The organism is Phormidium sp. CCY1219, from assembly GCF_035615515.1.
Taxonomy (GTDB): Bacteria; Cyanobacteriota; Cyanobacteriia; order Cyanobacteriales; family Laspinemataceae; genus CCY1219.
In genome coordinates this window covers 11,262-33,918 of sequence record NZ_JAJENT010000472.1, presented here as the reverse complement: position 1 = coordinate 33,918, position 22,657 = coordinate 11,262, and the positions used below count along the sequence as shown (strand labels likewise).

The following is a 22,657-nucleotide window of genomic DNA, read 5'->3' as shown; positions in this document are numbered from 1 at the left end:
TCCTAACGATTTATAGCGCTTTTTATCGGGGCGAGGGAGAGTGTTTCTCTCGATGAGGTGGCGACGCGGGTGGGGCACGAGAGACTTCTTCCCCCATCAATTCGGTGGGAAGCGTCCCATTATCGAACCGATCGGGGATTATAATGAATCAGAACCAACCCCGGCGGCTAGGTCATACTGCTGCGGGGTGACCCGTAAAGTGATTCGATCCCCCCATTAGCCCGGTTGGCGTTCCAGGGAAAAAGCGTTTAAATTGCATACTTTCATCGAGGTAAATTTTCCTCATTGTCCCCGATTTCACTGAGGGAGGAACGCGCCAGGTAGGTTCCCCAGATTGTTTGATGCAACTTAAACGAACAACAGCGATAAAGTTAAAATCGAAAGTTAACATCGAGGGTTGCATGAAAACTAGAAATTCGCAAGCGGTGGGGGGAAATATCGGAACATTCTTTTACAATGAGATAGAGAAAGGTTGAGCGAACCGGGGCTTTTCTGCAAGTCTCCCGGAAGAGCGCAATTTTCCTCTTGAACGCGCGAAAACTTCCTGAATTGAGAAGATTAATGCAGTTGTCTCATCTCCAATTGAGTTTGTTGTTGCCAATTCTCGCCGCCGTACAGTTTGCCATCGGTATCGTTTTCGTCGAAATGATTTTTGACGAAAAATCCTTGTTTGGCATGGTGGAATGGGGTGGATTCCTCACGCCGAATCTGGGAAATTGGTGGTTGCTTTTTTTACTTCGCAGCATTGTGGGAGTCTGTGGAATTCCCCTACTGGCAAAAGTGCTTTATCCCCTCACCGGGCAAGATTTGAAACATCAGTTGCAACATCCCACTCGTTCGGTGTTGTGGGTGGGGATAATTAGCGGGTTGTGTTTGTTTGTGGCGGAATGGTTTATGTATTTTGCAGTAGGATTCGTTCCACTCGCAGTGGCGATCGCCTCGGGGTTGTTGTATCCGACGATCGCCGCGATCGGCGCTTGGACATTGTGGGGCGATCGCCCGACTCCACTGCTTGTGCTGGCGATGACGATGGTGGCGATCGCCAGTTTTGTAGCAGTTCCCCTCCCCCGTTTTTTCGTCGGTACCTTGAGCGATATTCTGTGGGGAATAAGTGCGGCGGCTGTAAGTTCTCTGGCATTTGCCAGCTATCTGCTGCTGACCCAACGCGCCACCCGTCAGTTGCACCCGCTTCCGTTTACGGCGATCGCGTTGGGCACGGTATTTGTCTTGTCTTGTCTCGTGGGAATGTTGCCAGTTGACTTGATGGAAATTACCCTAGAACCGAGACAATTTCCCACCCTTGTGGTGGGTGGCGCAATCGTCGGCGTACTCACGTTAGTGGGATATCTGCTGAGTAATTATGGCGTGGTTTTAGTGGGGGCTGCCCGCAGCGCGATCGCGATCGCCAGCATGCCGGCATTTACCATTTTACTGACTGTGATTCTATTTCAATCCGCTTTAGAATTCAAGCAAATTCTCGGAATTTTAGGCGCAGTTTTGGGTTTGGTGGTGCTGATGAGCGAACCCCCGGCGGATGGCTAGGCACTTGGAACCAAAACCCGGATTTTTGCACCTGCAATTTCCCTTTTACAAGACATTGAAGCAATCACCCCGTTTTTTGTGGTTTTTTCTCTTATCTCATTTTCTCAACCCTTGATAGATAAACGGGTTGGCTAAAAAAAGAAATCGAAGTACCCCGTCGATTTCGAGTTAGAAACTCCCCTTTTTGGAGAAAAAGCCGCCTCAACGTTTTCTTTTTTTTGCCAAAGGTTCTAAAATAAGGGACTGAGGTTTTTGCAAAGGAATTGTTATGTCAGAAATTGCCGATACTTTAATGTTGCGCCGATGCCGACTGCTGACCGGTTCGGTGGTGGATATAGAGATTCGCGCCGGCAAATTTGTCGCGATCGCCCCCAAACTATCTCACTTTAGCGAGCGGGAACTCAATGTGGGCGAGCGGTTAGTGAGTCCGCCGTTTGTGGACTCCCACATTCACCTGGACTCCGCACTCACGGCGGGGGAACCGCGCCGGAATCAAAGCGGCACGTTGTTTGAAGGCATCGAAATTTGGGCGGAACGCAAGCGCAGTCTCACCGTGGCGGATGTGAAGCAGCGGGCGATCGCCACCCTGAAGCAGCAGGCAGCTTGCGGCGTGCTTTACGTGAGAACTCACGCCGATGTCAGCGAACCGCAGCTCACTTCAGTGCGGGCATTGTTAGAAGTGCGCGAAGAAGTGAAAGACTGGCTCACCGTGCAAGTGGTGGCATTTCCCCAGGATGGCATATATGGGGGAACCCAGAATGAGGCATTGTTGGAAGAAGCGTTAAAATTAGGCGCGGATGCGGTGGGCGGTATTCCCCATTACGAGTACACCCGGGAAGATGGGGTGCGATCGCTGCATCGCATCTTTGAACTGGCGCAACAGTATGACAAACTCATCGACATTCACTGCGACGAAATCGACGACGAACAATCGCGCTTTTTAGAAGTAGTAGCCGCTTGCGCCCTTCGCAGCGGTCTCGGTTCGCGCGTGACGGCGAGTCATACCACGGCATTTGGGTCATATAATAATGCTTATGCCACCAAATTAATGGGCTTGCTGAAGCGATCGCAAATTAATTTTATCGCCAATCCCTTGATTAACATTACCCTACAAGGACGCAGCGATACCTATCCCAAACGGCGCGGCATCACCCGGGTAAAAGAATTGTGGCAAAATGGACTAAATGTCTCCCTCGGCCATGATTGCGTTTGCGACCCCTGGTACGGTTTGGGCACTGGAAATATGCTCGATGTGGCATATATGGCGCTTCACGTCTGCCAGATGACCGGCGTAGAAGAAATCAATGCCTGTTACGATATGATAACCCATCATGGCGCAAAAACCTTAAAAGTTGAGGATAACTATGGGCTTGAGCCGGGAAAACCCGCGAATCTGATTATTTTTGATGCCGAGAGTAAATTTGATATTTTGCGCCGTCGCCCCCCGGTGAGATATGTCATTTCGCGCGGGGAATTACTCGCCCAAACCGAAACCCCCGCCACCCAGTGGGAAGCCGATCGCTTGGGTTAGGTGCATTCTGCAAGTGGCGATCGCCCGCCCATGCGCGGGCGATCGCCTGTCGGTGCGCTCCCGAACTGGAGTGAGCATGGTTTCCCAGAGAAAAACAAGGGGTTGCTATCAATCCATCGCCCCGATGTCAAAGCCAATCGCCAATTCCCTTCGCTATTATTATTCTAAGAGAGGAAAAATTCAGGCGATCGCAGCCACCAAACCCGTGACCCACGGTGTTACCTCGGCGACAGACGCCACTTTTGCCGCCAGGGCAACCCGATCGCCCTCATTCACGATTGGTGATATAATTGCGATCGCTAACGATTTGGGTGCGCTACGAGTAATTTACTCTTTTACTTGACAAACCAAGAAAACTATGGTACAGGCGCAAACTGTTTACTTGCCAGCCAAAGGATGGCACCTGCTGCAAAAGCTGCAATTGCACGGCTTGAGAATCAGGCCGATATTATCTGGCTTGGTTTTACTCGCCACAACCGTATTATTCCTGCCCCCCGGGCGATCGCAAATCCTCCCTGATGGCAGCTTACCAAACAACTCCAGCATTGTCCCCGAAGCCAATACCCTGCGGATCGAAGGCGGAACCGCGATCGGCGACAACCTCTTCCACAGTTTTAGCGAATTTTCCCTACCCACGGGAAGCGAAGCCTTTTTTAACAATAGCTTAAACATCCAGAACATTTTCACCCGCGTCACCGGGAGCAACCCCTCCCTCATCGATGGCATATTGCGCGCCAACGGGACCGCCAATCTATTTTTACTCAATCCCAATGGCGTGGTATTCGGTTCCAACGCCCAACTGAATATCGGCGGTTCCTTTTTCGCCACCAGTGCCGACGCCGTAGTATTTGACGATGGGAACCGCTTCAGCGCCACAGATCCGGAAGCGCCGCCCCTGCTGACCATGAACGTCCCCGTGGGATTGCAGTACGGACCGGCCCCGGGAACCCTGGTCAATCAATCCCAAGTGAGCGATTCCCAGGGTGCAACCACCGGATTGCAAGTTGCTCCTGGCGAGACCTTAGCCTTACTCGGAGGAAACGTTATTTTCCAAGGGGGACATCTGCAAAGTCCCGATGGACGGATCGAAATTGGCAGTGTCGGGGGGAACAGTAGCGTCAGCCTCACCCCCACACAGAGCGGATTTGCCGTAGGCTATGAGGGAGTGGAGAACTTCCAAGATATCGGAGTGCTGCAACAAAGTACCCTGAATACCAGTGGTGAGGGGAGCGGCGCGATCCACCTGCAAGGGCGGCGGGTAGCGGTGCGCGAGGGTTCCCGAGTCAGCGCGATCGCCCCAGGCTCGCAACCGGGAGGAAACATCCGGATTCAAGCCAGCCAAGGGGTGGAAGTCAGCGGTGCCGATCCGGAGAACTTTACCGCGATCGCCACCGATACCCGAGGAGCTGGGGACGCCGGCGACCTCACCATCGAAACCGGGCGATTTTTGCTGCAAGGCACCGCATTTTTATCCACCTCCAGCTTTGGCAGCGGAAACGGCGGAAATCTCACCCTCCGCGCCCGCGACTCCATCACCGCGATCGGCGTGGGAATGGAATTTCTCGATCGCGCTTTCCGTGCAGGCTTCTCGGGAGAACTGCAACCCAACACGCGCCTAGGCGGACTGTTTAGCGAAACCCTCGGCTTTGCTCCCGCCGGAGACCTGACCTTGGAAACTGCCGGAGATGTGAGACTTTATAATGGCGCGATCGCCTTTAATGGTACCTTCGGCGCAGCCAACAGCGGCAAGATTACCATTCGGGCAGGAAACGCCGTAGAAGCGATCGCGTCTGGCGTCTTCAACTTAAACAGCCTCGGCAGCAGCGGATTGGGCGGTCAACTCACTATCAATACCAACCGCCTCACCATCCGCGATGGCAGCGTGATGGCCAACGTCACCTTAGGCAGTGGCGCGGCAGGAGATTTATTCGTCAATGCCGCAGACTCGATAGAAATTAGCCGCACCCTTCCCCAAAACCTGCTCCCCACCGGACTGTATAACAATACCCTCTTCGGAAGCGGTGCGGCAGGAGACATTGAGATCCAAACCGGACGATTGGTGATGCGCGAGGGGACATTGCTTGGCTCCAACAGCGGCTCGGCGATAGACGGGGAAGTGATTCCCGCCTTTGGTGCGGGAGGAAACATCAATATCCAAGCCACCGACTCGGTGGAAATCCTGGGGGTTTCGCCCGATGGACGAGTCACCAGCGGTCCGGGCACCAGCACATTTGGCTCCACCCCTGCCGGCGAGTTGACGATTTCCACTGGCAAATTAATCTTGGGAGACGGGGCGATTATCTCCAGTGCCACCTTTGGCAGTGGAAACGCCGGCACCCTGACGGTGAATGCTTCGGAATCGGTGGAAGTCTATGGCACTTCCCCGCTGACCGGCCTGCCCACCACTATCAATTCCTCATCCGGGCGCGCCGACTATCCGCAACTGCGACCTACCGGCCCGGGAGGCGACGTGCGAGTGAGAACGCCAGAATTAATCGTCCGCGACGGAGCCAGCCTGGATGTGAGAAGCGGGGGGATTGGAGCCGCAGGGGTGCTAGAGATTGACGCCGATCGCCTGCGATTGGAGAGTGGGGGAAGCTTAAGTGCCGCCACCGTCGCCGGCACCGGGGGGAACATCCAAGTGCGATCGCGCGATATCCGGTTGCAGGGGAATAGCAATATCAACACCGACGCCGGCAACACCGATGGCGGAAACATCACCATCAGCACCGAAACCCTAACCGCCTTCGAGAATAGCGATATCACCGCCAATGCCTTAGAAGGGCGCGGGGGTCGCGTCAGCATCAGCGCCGAGGGCATTTTCGGGATTGAATTTCGTCCAGCCCAAACCGCCAACAGCGACATCACCGCCACCTCTCAACTCGGTTCCGAGTTTAGCGGGATTGTGGAACTGAAGACGCCAGAAGTGGATCCGGCAGCGGGATTGGTGGACCTCGCCGATACGGTAAGCGATCCGAGCGATCGCATCGTCCAGGGCTGTACCCCTAGCGATCGAAACCAATTTATCGTCACCGGGCGCGGGGGTTTACCGAACAATCCCACCCAACCCTTCTCCCGGGCACTGCTGTGGCAGGACCTGCGCCCGGTGACCGGAACCTCCGAAACGCCCACTTCGGAAAAACCACCTTCCTCCCCGGTTTCTGCGGCCCCAACCCCCCTCGTAGAAGCCCAAACCTGGAAAATGAATCGGTTCGGCCAAATTGAATTGGTGCCGATCGCCCCTCATCCAGTGGCGAATCTCCATCCGATTCCGAAATGTCCCCAATAACACCGCCAGACCACTTCCGGCAATTTCCTTGACAAAATAGCACAGTTGTGTTATTCCTAGTAGAAAATTGCCCGAAGAGTGCGAGACCTGTAGGAGGGCAATGCCCACCATCCCTTATCTGTAGAGTAATGATTTCCTACCGCCCCAACCCGGGAGTAAAGAGAGAATGCGCGAGACAGCAACCACCCAAATTCGCAGATGGCGCAAGGCGCTGCAGTCTAGCCTCTGGCTGGCTTTACTCAGTTTTGTAGTCACCACCAGCTTCCTGCCAAGCTTAGCCCAACAGCCCCCCGAAACGGCCATCGTCCAGAGCCGAAGCGAAGCCCAAACCGCACTCGATCGCGCTCGAGTATTATACGAGGGAGGCAGATTTGCCCAAGCGGCGCAACTGTGGCAACAAGCCCGGGAAGCATACCAACGTCAGGGCGATCGCCTGCAAGAAGCGGCTAGTTTAAATTACCTGTCCCTCGCGTATCAAGACCTAGGAGAATGGGAACGCGCCACCAGGGCGATCGCGGAAAGTTTCGCATTACTCGGCGCACAGAGCGACCCGGGCAATGCCGAGTCCGCCCTGATTTTAGCTCAAGCCCTGAATGCGCGCGGCACCCTAGAGCTAGCCCGAGGACAGATTGAAGCCGCCGCCAACACCTGGAAAGAAGCGCAAGACGCCTATGCGATCGCCAAAGACGACGCCGGAAAACTAGGGAGCCAAATCAATCACGCCATCGCCCTGCAAAAACTAGGGCTTTATCGCCGATCGCGCCACCTACTAGAAGCCGCAAACCAACAACTTCGCTCCCAACCGGATTCCGAGATTAAAGTCAGTGGATTGCAAAATCTGGCGATCGCCCTGCAAGTGGTGGGAGACCTAGAGCAATCGCACGAGATTTTAACCCAAAGTTTGGCCATCGCCCGGGGACTGGAAGTGCGAGAGCGGATATCCCCCCGACAAACTGCTGCCATTCTGTTCAATTTGGGCAATATTTCGCGATCGCTGCAACAGCCGCAAGCCGCTTTTGAATATTACCAACAAGCCGCCGAAAAAGCCAAAGACCCGCTGTTGGGCGTGGAAATTCAACTCAATCAGCTCAACCTGGCGATTCAAACCGAAGATTGGCCACTGGCTCGCACCTTGTTTCCCAGCCTCCCGGGACAACTGGCGGAACTCCCCGCCAGTCGCGCCTCGGTGTATGCCAAAGTGAATTTTGCCGAAAGTGCGATAAACTACCAGCAGAAAACCAACGAATCCCCCTGGAGCGTGGAAACCGCCCACCTGCTAGCCAGTGCCGTGCAACAGGCGCGCTCGCTGCAGGATGCGCGAGCCGAATCCTACGCCCTCGGGCAATTAGGGCACTTATACGAAAGTGCGAACCAGGGAGAAGAAGCCCAAAAGCTCACCCAACAGGCCCTCGCGATCGCCGAAGGCATCAATGCCACGGATTTGGTCGCCCCTTGGCAATGGCAACTGGGGCGAGTGTTAAACCAACAAGGAGACACCGAAGGGGCGATCGCTGCCCTCAGCGAATCCGTCAACAGTCTCGAAGCCCTTCGCAGCGACTTGGTAGCGATTAATCCCGACGTGCAATTCTCCTTTACCGAAACTGTCGAACCGGTCTATCGCCAATTGGTCAGTTTGCTGCTCAAATCCAATCCGAGTCAAAAAAACTTGAAACAAGCGCGCCAAACCATCGAAGCCCTGCAACTGGCAGAATTGGATAACTTCTTTCGCGAAGCCTGTTTGGACGCTCAGCCCGTGTTGCTCGACGAAGTAGATGCCACGGCGGCGGTGATTTATCCGATTATTTTACCCGATCGCCTAGAAGTCATCCTCTCCGTGCCCGGACAACCCCTGCGCCATTACAACACCCAGGAATCCCAGGCAGTTGTAGAACGCATCCTGCTAAACTTCCTCGAATCCCTCAATCCCTTTTTCGCCGACGAAACCCGCTTGGAACTGTCGCAACGAGTCTATGATTGGTTGATTCGACCGGCACAAGCAGATTTTGCCGCCAATAACATCGAAACCCTGGTGTTTGTCCTGGATGGAGTCTTGCGAAATCTGCCAATGGCGGCCCTGCACGATGGGGAACAGTATTTGGTGGAGAAATACAATCTGGCCCTCACCCCCGGGTTGCAGTTACTCGCCCCGCGCGCCATCGCCCGCGAGGGGTTACAAGCCTTCACCGGGGGACTCACCGAAGCGCGTCAGGGATTTAGTGCCTTGCCCGCCGTTAAGTCGGAAATGGAGCGCATCGCCGCCAAGCTACCCACAGAAGTGTTTTTAAACGAACAATTCACCACCCAAACCTTGAAAGAACACATCGAAACGGCTCCGTTTCCCTTGATCCATTTGGCCACTCACGGGCAATTTAGTTCCAATCCCGAAGAGACATTTGTGCTGACATGGGACGATAAAATTCTAGTCCGCGAGTTTCAAACGATTTTGCGATCGCGCGAAGACAGCAAACCGCGTCCGATTGAACTGTTGGTATTGAGCGCCTGTCAAACCGCTGCCGGCGATAAACGCGCCGCCTTGGGTTTGGCAGGAGTCGCCGTGCGATCGGGCGCGCGCTCCACTCTGGCAACCCTCTGGTCCGTGAACGACCGATCCACTGCCGAATTAATGGCCGAATTTTATCGCCAGTTTACTGAAACAAGGGTTTCCAAAGCACAAGCGTTGCGCGAGGCACAGCAATTTTTACTCAAGAACCCGGAATACGCCCATCCCTATTACTGGGCACCGTTCATTTTGGTCGGGAATTGGCTTTAATTCAGGCCGTAGGGTGCGTCATTTTGGGTCTCGCCAACCCTCCCCGCTCATTGTCACGAGCGGACAAAAACACCCACTCATCGAGTCCGGAAATATTTCTTTGTTAGCGCAAAAAAAATGACCGAAACTCGATCGCAAAAAAAAATCTCTAAAATAGAGAAGGTGTATGGTTGAAAATCACTAGAAACAATCAATCAATAAGGGGATAATTATGAAGATTCGACAAAACACATCAACCGCGATCGCCCTCGGTTTTCTCTCAGTATTCTTACCCCTAGCTTTGGGGGGAAGCTTGGCACAACGCACCGTAGCACAATCTGAGCCGCACAGAAGCGATCGCCGAGTGCAAGACCAAACCCTGGTGCAAGTGACGTTCGAACCCCCCGGAGACGGAGAACCCACAGACACCGCCGGGGGAGCATCTCGCGACGAAGATATCTGCGCCCAACAGCCCCTCGAGAGCAGTCCTTGCGTCACGCCATTGATGCCCGGAACCCAAAGCGGGTTAACCGTCGCACAGCATCCGGAATTTTACCTGTACGTGCCCGAAACGGAAGCCACCGAGCTATTTTTTGCCCTCAAAGATGCAAATAACCGCCATCACTATCAAACCAAAATTCCCATCTCTGGCGGTGGCGGAATTCTGGCGGTTCGCTTACCCGAAGAGGTGCCGGCGTTAGAAATCGGTCAGACCTATCGCTGGACGTTTATTTTGGTCGGAAAAGACGGACTGCGCCCAGACACTCCCGGCGTGCAAGGAGGAATCGAGCGGGTGGAACTCAACCCGAATTCGATGGGAGAATTAGAGGTTCTGACCCCGTTAGAAAAAGCCGCCTTGTATGGAGCTGAGGGGATTTGGTACGATACGATGAGTACCCTCGCGCAACTGCGGCGATCGCAGCCTGACGATGCGATCGTGGAAGAAAATTGGCGCGAGTTGTTAGCTTCGGTGGGACTCGAAGCGATCGCCGAGCGACCTTTATTGTCCCCCTAGTTAAGGGCGATCGCCACCCTTGCAACCGACGCTTTCAAGGTACCCATCGGCTTGTTTTCTGCAATCCCAGTCAGGGGTTATCTACAATTTGGTAGGAACCCCATTTATCAATCCAGTGGTGGGTGCCGAATCTAAATGTGGCGAACGTTAAAAAAGCAAATGTGGAAATGGCGAGGGGTACTGATGAGTGCCCCCACCGTCGCAGTGGTCGCGATCGCGCTCAATAGTACGGGACTATTTCAATTATTGGAGTGGGCCACTCTGGACCTGTTTTTTCAATTGCGCCCCTCAGAACCCATCGATCCGCGTATTGTTATCGTTACCATTGACGAATCGGATATTACTAAAATCGGACAATGGCCAATTCCCGATGCCGTACTCGCCGAAGCGATCGAGAACATCAAACAACAGCAACCGAAAGTTATCGGCATGGATTTGTATCGCGATTTGCCCGTAGAACCGGGACATGCCGAATTGGTGCAGGTCTTTGAATCTACGCCGAATTTAATTGGTGTAGAAAAAGTCGTGGGGGGAAAAGTGGCCGCCCCAGAAAAATTGCAAGAACTAAATCAAGTGGCGATCGCCGATTTAGTGATTGATAAGGATGGCAAAGTTCGTCGCGGTTTGCTATCGGTTAAACCGCAAAACCAAAGCACCCGATTGAGTCTTGCCGCGACGGTGAGTTTGAGGGTTCTCGAATCCCAGGGCATCAGCTTAGAAATGGTAGATGCCCAACAGAATCATTTGGGATTGGGAAAAGCAGTGTTTATTCCCCTGCGCGGCAATGAAGGCGGCTATATTAATGTAGATGCCGGGGGATATCAAATTTTGATTAACTATCGCGGGGCGGAAGAGAATTTTAAAACCGTTTCTATGACCGAGGTTTTGGAAAATGATATTCCCCCAGATTTGATGCGCGATCGCATTGTGTTGATTGGCGGCATCGCCGAAAGTCTGAATGACTTGTTTTTTACCCCCTTTAGTGGCCGAAATTCCCAGTCACCGCAGCGCACTCCCGGCGTGGTGATTCATGCCAATGTAATTAGCCAAATCCTCAGCGGGGCGCTAGAAGCGCGTCCGTTTATTACATTTTTACCCGAAAGGTTCGAGTGGTTGTGGACCGTGATTTGCTCCTTGGCGGGGGCCAGCATTTCCTATGGGTTATTGCAGACTAAGCGATTTAAACCAAATCTTTCCCTAAAATGGGCGATCGTCGTTATTTGGATTGGGGCGGGAAGCAGTGGATTGATGGGGGCGAGTTATCTGGCATTTTTAAATAGTTATTGGATTCCCGTAGTTGCGCCGATTGTGGGGTTAATTGGGTCTTCTGTGGCAATGGCGGCCTATTACTCTCGCGGAGTACAGCGCGAAAGCGAACGTCGGTTGGCGCAATTTCTCGAAGCAATGCCGGTGGGAATTGCGGTACTCGACGCCGGGGGTAAACCCTATTATACCAATAAAACTGCCGAGGAATTATTGGGAAAAGGAGTGGTGCGATCGGCCAATCCCCAGCGCTTGGCGGAGGTTTATCAGTATTATCTCGCCGGGACTGATTCGCTTTATCCTTGGGAAAGTTTGCCCATCATTCGGGCGTTGAAAGGGGAAACTTCTACCGCCGACGATATCGAAATTCACCGCAGCGATCGCCCGAGTATTCCCATCGAAGCGTGGGGAACGCCAATTTATGATGAAAATGGCAATATTTCTTATGCGTTGGTTGCTTTTCAAGATATCACCGAACGCAAACAAGCAGAAGCCGATCGCGAACGGTTTACGAAAGAATTGTTCGCGCTCAATGCTGATTTAGAAAAAGCCCTCGATGCGGAATTTGAATTAACCGATGCCTACGGACGATTTGTTCCCCATGAATTCCTACATTTTTTGGGGTATGAAAGCATTGTGGCGGTCAAACTGGGCGAAGCGGTGGAAATGGAAATGTCGATTTTATTTTCCGATATCCGCGATTTTACTACCCTCTCCGAAAGCATGACGCCGCAAGAGAATTTTAAATTTATTAATTCTTATCTCAGTTGCATGGAACCGGCGATCGGGGAACATAGAGGGTTTATCGATAAGTACATCGGCGATGCAATTATGGCCTTATTCGGCGAGGGCGCGGATAATGCCGTGAAAGCGGCAATTGCGATGTTGCAGCGACTGCACAAATACAACCTAGAACGTCAGCAGCAAGGGGAAAGTCCGATTAAAATTGGAATTGGCATCAATACTGGTTCCCTGATGTTGGGTACCGTGGGCGGACCGAAGCGCATGGATGGCACGGTGATTAGCGATGCGGTGAATTTAGCCTCGCGCATCGAAGGATTGACGAAAAATTATGGCCTGTCTTTGTTGATTAGCGATCGCACCTTTTACAGCTTGCAAAATTCAAATCACTACAATATTCGCCTCATCGATCGCGTTAAAGTCAAGGGAAAGTCGGAAACCGTGTCGGTGTTTGAAGTTTTCGATGCGGATCCGATAGAACTCAGAGAAGGAAAGTTAATCACCCAAAGCATTTTTGAGGAAGCTTTGTTACATTATTCTCATCAGCACTACGCCGAGGCGCATCGACTGTTTCAAAAGTGCCTGCGAATCAATCCCGGGGATAGTGTGGCGCGCATTTATCTCGATCGCACTCAGCACTATCGGTTTTAATGGTAGGGATTGGTTTGGTGCGTCACTGGCGAATGCGACGGGTTATTGATTTTTTGGCCCTTTGTTGGTGCGTCACCCCCGAATGAGATTAAGTGGTGTGGCGATTGATTGAGTGGCGGGGGTGACGCACCCTACGGGTTTTGGGGTGGGGTATCGCGTCTGGGTTTATCCGTGTCATAATTCCAATGATGCTTTTTTTACCCCGAAGCTGTCCTGATGACTTTACGCAAAAAAACACTGCTGGCGATCGGCGCGACTCTGATTGGTTTATTTGGCGCGGTGCATGTGACCTCCTCTACCATTTTACTGGCGGGATTCACTCGCTTAGAAAAACGCGAGGCGCAGCGCAACGTGCAACGAGTTCTGGATGCATTTTCCAATTATCGCGATGAATTAAACGCGCTGAATTATCAATGGGGGATTTGGGATGAAACCTATCAGTTTGTTGAAGATGGAAATCGGAATTATATTACGCGGAATCTGGGGAAAACCAATATTCGCTCGATTCGCGCTAACTTGATGGGATTTATCAATACAGAAGGGGAATTGGTGTATGGGGTGGCGTTCGATTTAGAGCGGGATAAAACTGTACCGGTGCCCGAAGATATTTCGGGTCATTTGTCGGCGGCGAATCAAGCGGATTTGCAAGATGCAGAGAATCGGTTTACCGGGATTGTCATGTTAGCGGATGGCCCGATGGCGATCGCCACAGGTCCGATTCTCACTAGCGAAGGAACCGGTCCGAGTCGCGGTACATTGGCGATCGGCAGATATCTAGACGCGCAAGAAATCAAGCGCCTCGGGGAATTAACCCATTTGGATATTACCGGTTATCCGGTCAATTCCGGTGCAATCCCGGCGGAAATTAATCGGGCGATCTCCAGGTTATCCAATCCTGACGCCGACAGTTCTATCCTCGTAGAAACCATCAGCGAACAGCTCTTAGTTGCTTATACCCTCCTGGGCGATATCTATGGCAACCCCGCCGTTTTATTGGAAGTAGAAATCCCCCGGGATATTTATCGTCAAGGTCAAATTAGCCTGCGCTATCTGATTGTTTCGTTAATCGTGGTAGGCATCGTTTTTAGCATCAGCACCTTATTGCTGTTAGAAAAATTGGTGTTAGCTCGGTTAGCGCACTTGAGTCAAGATGTGAAGAAAATCGGCAGCAACAGCGATTTATCCCGGCGAGTTTCTATGTCCGGAAATGACGAACTCTCCAATCTCGGCAATACGATTAATGGCATGTTAGTGGCGTTAGAATCTTCCACAAAAGAACTGGCCGCCGAACGGGAAAAAGCCGAACGCCTGCTGTTGAATATTTTACCCGAACCGATTGCCGATCGCCTGAAATTGCAAGAAAATACCATTGCCGATAATTTCGCAGAAGTCACGGTTTTATTTGCCGATATCGTCGGATTTACCAACCTGTCTTCCGAAATCGAACCCGCCGACTTAGTACGCTTGCTCAATGAAATATTTTCCCGCTTCGACCGCTTAGCAGAACGACATCAATTAGAAAAAATCAAAACCATTGGCGATTGTTATATGGTCGTCAGTGGGTTGCCGGTTCCCCGGGAAAATAGCGCCGCCCCGGTGGCAGATATGGCATTGGATATGCAAGCAGAAATCGCGCGATTTAATGCGGATTTCAGTCAAACTTTGAGTATGCGAATTGGCATCCATACCGGACCGGTAGTTGCTGGGGTAATTGGCATCAAAAAGTTTATTTACGACTTGTGGGGCGATACGGTGAATATTGCCTCGCGCATGGAATCCCACGGAATTCCGGGCTGCATTCACGTTTCTAGTGCCACTTACGAACACTTGCGCCATGACTATGTTTTGGAAGAACGCGGCGTTATTCAGGTGAAAGGGAAAGGAGAAATGACCACGTATTTGCTGCAAGCTAAAGCAGCGAATTCCGTTCCTCTGGTGTCTTGAGGAAGCGGTAAGGGGTTTCTCGGTTTACCGCCGTTTTTCCCATGCCGATAAAACGCAATTTCTCCCATCCGTCCACAGTAAAACCAGGGGGAATAATGATGAGAATTGCTTCAAACAGGCACTTTTTATCCGGACTGTGCGTCTGCATCTGAGAAGTCAACGATTGCATCAACGATTGTGGAGTTTGCCCGAATGAAAATGAATCGAAAAGGCTGGGCGATCGCGGGGTTAATTTACTTGGCCATTTTGCTGACAATTATGGGGTTGGCCAATGGAGGAAAATTGCCCTTGGGTCGAGTAACTCTGATTCCAAATTATGACTTAATCGGCCATTTTATATTGTACGGCATTGCCTCATTTCTCAGCCATCGGGCATTGGGCAAAAAAATGATGGTTTTGTTTACCGTTCCGGTTCCCTTTGGCCCGTTTATTTTTAGTTTGTTTACCATTGCAGAGGAAATGCTGCAAGTGATTTTTCCCACCCGCAGTTCTACGGTGGCGGATTTAGCGGCGAGTCTGATGGGGATTATCGCCTTCTACGCGATCGGGGAATTTTGGGATGAAAGTCGCGAGAGAATCCATCATTAAAAATATTGACGAATCAGCTCTAACTGGAGGGTGGGCAATGCCCACCGACAAATTATAAAATGAAGTGGAGGTAAAATGGCAAAGGAAATATTATCGGGTGATGAGTATCGATAAATCTTTCGCAGACATTAAAGAAATTTACCCTTCTCTGGGAGATGAAAAAACCCTTTATATGTTAGAGCATTTGGGGGTTTGGGTGAAGCTGACTGCCCCGCATCCGCCCACGGCGTTGCGGGTACAATTATGGACGAATCTGTTAACCAAATTTAATAGTGAAGGGTCGTGGTACGGCCTAGATTTGGATTATAAAGGGGAAGAGTCCGGGGTGTATTTATTTGCCGGTTCTTTTATGCCCACCAGTGTGGGAAATTATGAATTCACCTATCGGGTGGGAGAGGGGTTAAAGGAAACAGAATGGCACTGGATCGGCGAGTTTGGAGATAATGGACGGGTGAAGGTGGAACCGCCGTCTGAGTCGATGCAGTGGACCCAAGGTGCGAGTGCGGTGGAAGTGTGGGAAAATGTGTATGTGGGGAATTTTATTGCGGCGTCAAATGCCAGAGAGTTGGGATTTGATGCGGTTTTGAATTTAGCGGCAGAATTATTAGTGAATTTCGAGGAACATGGGGAAATCGCCTATCGGAAAATTGGCTTGTTAGATGGCGCGCATCATGGGATTCCGGAAGCGGAAATGTTAGCGGCGATCGCCTGGATTGAAGAACAAATTGAGCGCGGAAAAAAACTCTTGATTCACTGTCGCGCCGGAATTGGGAGAAGTGGTTCCCTGGGGGTGGCGTATTGTTTCCGCCAAAATCCGCAGTGGACCTATCAGGAAACTCTGGATTACATTTGGAGCAAAAAGCCGGATATTTACCCGCACAAAAACCTGCAAGCGACCTTGGAACGACTGTTTCCCCGAAGTTGAGACGGTGGCGCGCGGCGATCGCCCATTCTCCTCGGCGCGGAAATGCCAATCCGGTTGTTGAGGCGTTGCGCCGATAATCTCGGCGAGTTGCAGCCTCCTGCAAAAATCCACCATCCAAGTTAAAATGTTGACCGAAGACCCACCGAGCGGCGATCGCTCGGTGGGGTCATAGATGTCTGGGGGGAAATTTTGCCGAGTTTCCAACCCTTAATCATACCTCATCAACAATCATCTGACAAGCAAGAGGGAAAAATCTTCTTGAATTCACTCCGGGTCGATTGATTAACCTGATTAAAACGTTGGTTGATATTGGGAGGTCTTATAAAACCAGACTCGGAGTCGGCAAAGCACCTGAATAGTAGGAGAAATAAGAATGTCACAGGCAAAACAGGGCGATATCGTTAAAGTTCATTACACGGGTAAATTATCCGACGGTACGGTGTTTGATTCCTCAACGGAACGCGGACCGTTAGAATTTACCCTAGGCGAAGGACAACTGATTCCCGGTTTCGAACAAGCAGTGATTGGAATGGCCCCGGGAGAAGAAAAAACCGAACAAATTCCTGCCGATCGCGCCTATGGTCCGCGTCGCGAGGATATGGTGGTACAGGTTGAGCGCGATCGCATTCCGCAGAATATCCCCTTAGAAGTGGGTCAGCGACTGCAAATTCAACAAGCGCCAGACCAAGTGATTCCGGTAACCGTCACCAATATTTCCGATTCCCAAGTCACCTTAGATGCGAATCCCCCCCTCGCCGGTCAAGACTTGACGTTTGATATCCAATTGGTAGAAATCGGCTGATTGACAAAATTGCCACTCCGTGGTGAATAAATAAACTCCATCCGATAAAAGTAGAGACGCCTGGAGGCGTCTCTACTTTTAGTTTGGCGCGCCACGAGAGTTACAAATCTCTGAGTTTTTCGTTAATCATTTCTACCATACTTTGAGTCGCTTCGCGCACGCTTTTCATAGCTTCTTTGTCCGGTGAGGATAACTGCTGAATTTTGGTTTCCTCAGTTCGACCCACCAGAAAATAGGTGTTCATTTGGCCTTTGCCTTTGATTAAAATCGAACCGCGTTTTTCAAACTTGTAGCGGTCCTTGAGAAGCTGATAGGTGGCATCGCTGACTTGAATTTGGCCGGCGATTCCGTGGGATTCCATGCGAGAAGCCACGTTAACCGTATCCCCCCACAAGTCGTAGATAAACTTTTTGATGCCAATCACCCCCGCAACCACCGAACCGCTATGGATGCCGATCCGGATGCTGAAATTTTTGTGATTGGCGGCGTTAAATTGGGCGAGGGCGGTTTGCATTTCCAAGGCCATTTCCGCGATCGCATCCGCGTGATCCGGGCGTCGTTTGGGCAGTCCGGACACCACCATGTAAGCATCGCCAATGGTTTTAATTTTTTCCAATTCATGCTGTTCGGTGAGGCGATCGAAAGCAGAAAAAATTTGATTGAGCAAGTCTACCAATTCAATCGGCGACAGATAAGAGGCAATTTGGGTAAATCCAACGATATCGGCAAACAAAACTGACACATCGGGGAAATTTTCGGCAATACTTCCCGGTGTCTTTTTTAAGCGTTCGGCGATAGTTTCGGGCAATATATTGAGCAATAAGCTTTCGGTTCTGGCCTGTTGCTGGCGCAGGGTAGCTTCCGCCTGGATGCGTTCGGTAATATCGCGCAAAATGGCGCGGGTGGCAATCGGTTTGTCTTCGACGATTTTACAGTGAATGCTACCTTCGACCCAGATTTTTTCTCCCTCTTTGGTGATAAACTGAGTGGTCAGTTGTTCGATATCTTCTCCGGACATGATTCGCCGAAACAGCTTCAGGCACTCGTTCTTGCAGTCTGGATGAATGATATCGACGAGTTTGAGGCGAAACACTTCTTTTTGAGTATAGCCGAGGGTCTCGCGCCATGCCCGATTCACGTAAATAAAACGACCATCGGCGGCGACGCTTTGAATCAAATCGCTGGCATTTTCAAATAAATCGCGATATCGTTCTTCGCTTTCTTGTAAGGCAGCTTCCGCTTGTTTGCGTTTGATAAATTGCCCGATTTGACTGCCAATTTCGGCGAGGGTTTGCAATAAATCCTCATCCAGGGGTAAGCGATCGCCACTGAAAAAGACAATCGCGCCGAGCACTTCCGTGGTCAGCTCATTTTCCGCTTCTACGCTCAAGTCATCGCGATCGCCTAAAATGGGAACCGCGATCGCCCCTTGTAACCCCGCCGCCATCGCCACCTCGCGCCGCGCAAAGCTCTCCTCATCGGCCATTTCTGGAATCCACTTCGGGCCACGATCCGCCCACACTTCACCGGCTAATCCCTCGCCGCGAGAAAAACTCCTCTGGGTGGTGGCGCGGATAAATCGCGGATTGGCGATCGCCTCGCTATGCCACAATTCCATACAGTGCAGGTGAAACGCCGAGTCTGCAAACCCCCACACCGACACCGACCCTTCGCCCACCGATGGGGTTGGCGATCGCTGTTCTTGCGCTTTCACCATCCACAGTTCCCCCACATCGCATTTCAAGCGATCGCAAAGCGCCGGCAACAATCGCGGGGCGGCTTCTTTAAAACTCGTCGATTCCGATAGAATCGCAGTGGTGGCTGACTGAATTTGCTGACGCTGTTGTTGGCGCACTCTATCGGTAATATCCCGCCCGATATAAACAAAATCCAGCACATTTTCCACCTCAGTTTGCACCGCCGCACAAGAAAACGCCACGTAAACTTTTCGGTCGGTTTTCGTTTTGCAGACCGCTTCGGCATGAGGTACGCTATTCTCCGGCGATTTCGACTCTCTCAAACTCGCTTCCTGTCGTAACTCTTCTGCCGCCGAAGTCAACCGGGAAATATTCTGATTCAATAATTCGGCTTCGCTATACTCAAATAACTCAACAGTAGAGTGATTAATCGTCTTAATCGTTCCCGCTTGATTGGTCACAATCAGTGCCTCGGCAATCGAGGTAATAATCTCCTCAATATAAGCCTTCGAGGTAGATAATTCTGCCAGTAACAGATTCGTTTCGTTGGTGGCCTGGACGAGCTTTTGTTCCAACACCATCCGCTCGGTGACTTCTTCAAAAAAGACTATCAAGCATTTATCCCCGATATCAGCATCATTTTTTTCGATGATGTAAATATCAAAATAAACCGGAGAATTTGGCTCGCCAAATCGTCCCAGGGATTGGAGTTTAAAGCAGGCTTCTCGTCCTTCCAGCACCTCCATTAACAACGCTTCTACGCCGATTAATTCCGGGAAGGCCACACTCACCTCATCTCCCACGCACACCTGATGGGGAGCATCGGCAAAGCGTTCCACTCCCGGAGAAAATTGGAGAATTTTTAAGTTTCGATCCAACACCAGGTGCTCGATGCCATGTACCGCTAAAAATTTGTTGAAAAGAGAGTTCATTCCCGTTGTACCACCTGACCTACAAAACTCACGACGGATTGAAAAGCTTCAGTTAATTGCGCCAATAAAGCAGCCGAATTTTCTCCTTTTCCTTGTTTGGCTTCTCGTTCTAAAAGCGCCGCCAAACCATAAAGTTTTTTGGCTCCAATATTGCCGCTAGCACCCTTGATGTAATGCGCTTCTTGTTCGACCGTTGCAAAATCTTCTACTGGCACAGCTTGCAGTGCGGCCAGATGCGCCTGGATTTCTGCAATAAAAGTTTCGAGAACTTCTTGCTTAAAGGCAGCATCCCCGGCACAAATCAACTCGAGACGGTCGAGATCGAATGGACGTTCTCCAGACTCCATTGGGGGCGGGTTGACTGTTGCTGCTGCCGGGGATTCGCTCAACTTACTGCCCCATTGGGCCAGTATAGCCTGCAGTTGTTCTTGATGGACGGGTTTGCTGAGATAATCATCCATGCCCGCCGCCAAACATTTCTCCCGGTCTTCTTTCATGGCGTTTGCCGTCATGGCAATCACAATGGTATGGGGGCGCTGTGGTTCCGGGGTTGAGGCCCGATCGCCCCCTTCCAAACGGCGAATTTCTCGGGTGGTTTGATACCCGTCGAGAATCGGCATTTGACAATCCATCAAAATGATATCGTAGGCATTTGTTTTCCACCGCGCGATCGCCTCTTGCCCATGATTCACTACCTCTGCCCCATATCCCAATAATTCAAGCTGTTTGACAATGGTTTTTTGATTCACCAGATTATCTTCCACCACCAGCAGTTTTAACGGAAATTTCTCGGCGGTAGAGTGCAGGTCAAGGTGCCCATCGCCCAGGGTCTGGTTAGATTTACTCTCGATGCCAAATACCCGCGAAAGGGTGTCTAAAAATCGGGCGGGTTTCACCGGTTTGATGACATAATCGGCAAACCCCATTTTTAATGCTTCTTTGACTTTCGATCGCTGATTGGTGGCGGCGATCGCAATTAACGGTAAATTCCCAAACTCTCGGTGCGATCGAATCATCTCCCCTAAGGCAAGTGCCGCGATCGCCTCGGTTCCCAAATCGATAGCCACTACCTGGTAAAATTTGCCCCGTTCTCGTTGCTTTTGCAACCATTGTATCCCTGTGGCACTCTCGGTTTCATCCACCTGCATTCCCCATGCTTCGGCGCGATCGCGCACACAAAAGCGCACCAGGGGGCGATCGCTAATTGCTAACAGCGATCGCCCCTTTAACCTCTCTGGCGGCGCAACCCTTTCCGGCGCTTCCCTTTGCCGCCCAAACGGTATTTTAAACCAAAACTTCGACCCTTTTCCCGCTTCACTTTCCACCCCGATTTCCCCTTGCATCAAATTCACAATTTGTCGGCAAATTGCCAGTCCCAATCCCGTTCCGCCATACTGGCGCGTGGTGGAAGCATCCACCTGGGAAAACGGTTGAAACAGTTTCTTTTGATTCTCCGGTTCGATCCCGATTCCCGTATCCACAATCGAAAAGGCGATCGTCGCACCCGGGTCACAGGATTCCAACAGTTCCACTTGCACCGTCACATATCCTTCCGGAGTAAATTTAATTGCATTCCCCATTAAATTGGTCAGCAATTGTCTCAAACGCGCCGCATCTCCGATAAGATGAATTGGTGTATTTCTCTCGATAAACGATGAAATTTCCAGTTGTTTTGCGTGCGCCTGGGGCGCGAGCAAATCTACCACATCTTCCACGCAGCTTGCTAAATCAAAGGGCAACTCTTCTAGCTGCATTTCTCCTGCTTCGAGTTTGGATAAATCTAATATTTCGTTGATTAACGTGAGCAGGGCATCTCCACTGAGACGAATCGTTTCTACAAAGTCGCGCTGTTCCGGCGTTAAAGGGGTTTCTAATAACAATCCGGTCATTCCCAATACCGCATTCATCGGCGTGCGGATTTCGTGGCTCATATTTGCCAAAAAATTACTTTTGGCTTGGGAGGCGAGTTCCGCTTCCCGACGCGCCCGTTCCAGTTCCGCTGTGGCGCGCTGACGTTCGGTCATATCCCGCCCCACATACACAAAATCTTGGTAATCTTTCAAATCGGTTTGAATTGCCGAACGAGAAAAGGAAACCAAAATCTCTTCTCCGCTTTTTGTCCGACAAATCCCTTCTAGAGTTTGCCACCCATCGGCTTCCAATTCCTTCCCCATCTGATGGCTTTTTTCTACACTATTTTCATCTTTGATTATCGCTGAAATCGGCTGTCCGATTAACTCGGATTCTGAATATTGGAATAAGTCTTGCGCCGCTTGATTGACGGTTTTGATGGTTCCGGCGCGATTGGTGACGAATAGCGCATCTCCCATTGAGGTAATAATGCGATCGGTATAAGATTTTGCAGTGGCTAGGGTACTGAGCAACAAATTGGCTTCGTTGGCTCTTTGTAACAACTCTTGTTTGAGTTGCATCGCTTCGCTGGTCTGTGCACAGACAATCAACAATTGGTTGCTTTCTTCCCCTGTATTTCCGGGATACTGTAGGGCAGAAAGGTCAAAATACAACCGAGGATTTTCTGCCGAACCTCGGGCGATTCCTTTAATTTTAAACGCACTTTTTTCCCCCCTTGCCACTTGATGTAAAATGGACTCGATGCCAATCAGTTCGGGAAAACCCTGGCGCAGGTCTATTCCGGGGGCGATGTCTTCCGGGCGATCGGCAAACCGCTGCACGCCCGAGGATGTTTCTTGAATCGAAAAGTGGCAATCGACCACCAGATATTCTAAATCCAGTGGCAGTAAAATTTTTGCGATCGGAGAATTCATAGCATGTTCGAGGATAGAACAGAGAGGTTAAAATATGCTTGGGAATTCTACCCATCCCGGGGTAAAATGACCTGAAGCTTCCTTTCCATTATCCGAACTTTTTCGGAAAAATTCAAGGGAGAACAATGCGGCAACGGCTAAGTTAGAATGGGACGCAGGCCGTAAACTCCCAAAGGGGGGATCGTCTAGACCCCGGGGAATT

General features: G+C 51.1%; 12 protein-coding genes. 10 read left to right on the top strand and 2 right to left on the bottom strand.

Translation table 11 applies throughout. The features are described from left to right. Positions 1-561 precede the first annotated feature (561 nt). From LKK83_RS11745 to LKK83_RS11700, 10 genes are all read left to right on the top strand, one after another. Positions 562-1,542 carry a DMT family transporter gene (locus tag LKK83_RS11745; protein WP_324631311.1) on the top strand — a complete coding sequence of 327 codons (981 nt, stop codon included), beginning with the start codon at positions 562-564 and terminating at the stop codon, positions 1,540-1,542. 268 nt (positions 1,543-1,810) lie between these two features. Next, positions 1,811-3,073 carry a cytosine deaminase gene (gene codA / locus LKK83_RS11740; protein WP_324631310.1) on the top strand — a complete coding sequence of 421 codons (1,263 nt, stop codon included), beginning with the start codon at positions 1,811-1,813 and terminating at the stop codon, positions 3,071-3,073. Positions 3,074-3,431: 358 nt separating this feature from the next. Beyond that, complete coding sequence (locus LKK83_RS11735) at positions 3,432-6,362, top strand: S-layer family protein (protein ID WP_324631309.1); 2,931 nt, start codon at positions 3,432-3,434, stop codon at positions 6,360-6,362. A gap of 166 nt (positions 6,363-6,528) precedes the next feature. Further along, a complete protein-coding gene (locus tag LKK83_RS11730) occupies positions 6,529-9,132 on the top strand; it encodes a CHAT domain-containing protein (protein WP_324631308.1) in 2,604 nt (867 codons plus the stop codon). Between the two features lie 211 nt (positions 9,133-9,343). Further along, positions 9,344-10,126: a DUF928 domain-containing protein gene (locus LKK83_RS11725; protein WP_324631307.1), complete on the top strand. Its 783-nt coding sequence runs from the start codon at positions 9,344-9,346 to the stop codon at positions 10,124-10,126. Positions 10,127-10,285: 159 nt separating this feature from the next. Then, on the top strand, positions 10,286-12,781 hold the full coding sequence (locus LKK83_RS11720) for a CHASE2 domain-containing protein (protein WP_324631305.1): 2,496 nt from the start codon (positions 10,286-10,288) through the stop codon (positions 12,779-12,781). A gap of 216 nt (positions 12,782-12,997) precedes the next feature. Beyond that, on the top strand, positions 12,998-14,725 hold the full coding sequence (locus LKK83_RS11715; RefSeq protein ID WP_324631304.1) for an adenylate/guanylate cyclase domain-containing protein: 1,728 nt from the start codon (positions 12,998-13,000) through the stop codon (positions 14,723-14,725). A gap of 192 nt (positions 14,726-14,917) precedes the next feature. Further along, a complete protein-coding gene (locus LKK83_RS11710) occupies positions 14,918-15,313 on the top strand; it encodes a VanZ family protein (protein WP_324631303.1) in 396 nt (131 codons plus the stop codon). 100 nt (positions 15,314-15,413) lie between these two features. Beyond that, positions 15,414-16,238, top strand: a complete 825-nt coding sequence (locus LKK83_RS11705) for a dual specificity protein phosphatase family protein (protein WP_324631302.1) — start codon at positions 15,414-15,416, stop codon at positions 16,236-16,238. Between the two features lie 373 nt (positions 16,239-16,611). Beyond that, positions 16,612-17,040, top strand: a complete 429-nt coding sequence (locus tag LKK83_RS11700) for an FKBP-type peptidyl-prolyl cis-trans isomerase (RefSeq protein WP_324631300.1) — start codon at positions 16,612-16,614, stop codon at positions 17,038-17,040. Between the two features lie 100 nt (positions 17,041-17,140). Here the strand turns inward: LKK83_RS11700 and LKK83_RS11695 are convergent, their stop codons facing one another. Further along, positions 17,141-19,669, bottom strand: a complete 2,529-nt coding sequence (locus tag LKK83_RS11695) for an adenylate/guanylate cyclase domain-containing protein (RefSeq protein WP_324631299.1) — start codon at positions 19,667-19,669, stop codon at positions 17,141-17,143. Continuing rightward, complete coding sequence (locus LKK83_RS11690) at positions 19,666-22,455, bottom strand: hybrid sensor histidine kinase/response regulator (protein WP_324631298.1); 2,790 nt, start codon at positions 22,453-22,455, stop codon at positions 19,666-19,668. Before LKK83_RS11690 ends, LKK83_RS11695 begins: the two co-directional genes overlap by 4 nt. Positions 22,456-22,657: the final 202 nt, after the last annotated feature.

What these genes read in the sequence shown, in the direction of transcription:
- LKK83_RS11710 (WP_324631303.1), top strand. Translation starts at nt 14,918, where the DNA reads ATGAAAATGAATCGAAAAGGCTGGGCGATCGCGGGGTTAATTTACTTG.
- LKK83_RS11705 (WP_324631302.1), top strand. Translation starts at nt 15,414, where the DNA reads ATGAGTATCGATAAATCTTTCGCAGACATTAAAGAAATTTACCCTTCT.
- LKK83_RS11735 (WP_324631309.1), top strand. Translation starts at nt 3,432, where the DNA reads ATGGTACAGGCGCAAACTGTTTACTTGCCAGCCAAAGGATGGCACCTG.
- LKK83_RS11695 (WP_324631299.1), bottom strand. Translation starts at nt 19,669, where the DNA reads ATGAACTCTCTTTTCAACAAATTTTTAGCGGTACATGGCATCGAGCAC.
- LKK83_RS11730 (WP_324631308.1), top strand. Translation starts at nt 6,529, where the DNA reads ATGCGCGAGACAGCAACCACCCAAATTCGCAGATGGCGCAAGGCGCTG.
- LKK83_RS11715 (WP_324631304.1), top strand. Translation starts at nt 12,998, where the DNA reads ATGACTTTACGCAAAAAAACACTGCTGGCGATCGGCGCGACTCTGATT.
- LKK83_RS11720 (WP_324631305.1), top strand. Translation starts at nt 10,286, where the DNA reads ATGTGGAAATGGCGAGGGGTACTGATGAGTGCCCCCACCGTCGCAGTG.
- codA (WP_324631310.1), top strand. Translation starts at nt 1,811, where the DNA reads ATGTCAGAAATTGCCGATACTTTAATGTTGCGCCGATGCCGACTGCTG.
- LKK83_RS11690 (WP_324631298.1), bottom strand. Translation starts at nt 22,455, where the DNA reads ATGAATTCTCCGATCGCAAAAATTTTACTGCCACTGGATTTAGAATAT.
- LKK83_RS11725 (WP_324631307.1), top strand. Translation starts at nt 9,344, where the DNA reads ATGAAGATTCGACAAAACACATCAACCGCGATCGCCCTCGGTTTTCTC.
- LKK83_RS11700 (WP_324631300.1), top strand. Translation starts at nt 16,612, where the DNA reads ATGTCACAGGCAAAACAGGGCGATATCGTTAAAGTTCATTACACGGGT.
- LKK83_RS11745 (WP_324631311.1), top strand. Translation starts at nt 562, where the DNA reads ATGCAGTTGTCTCATCTCCAATTGAGTTTGTTGTTGCCAATTCTCGCC.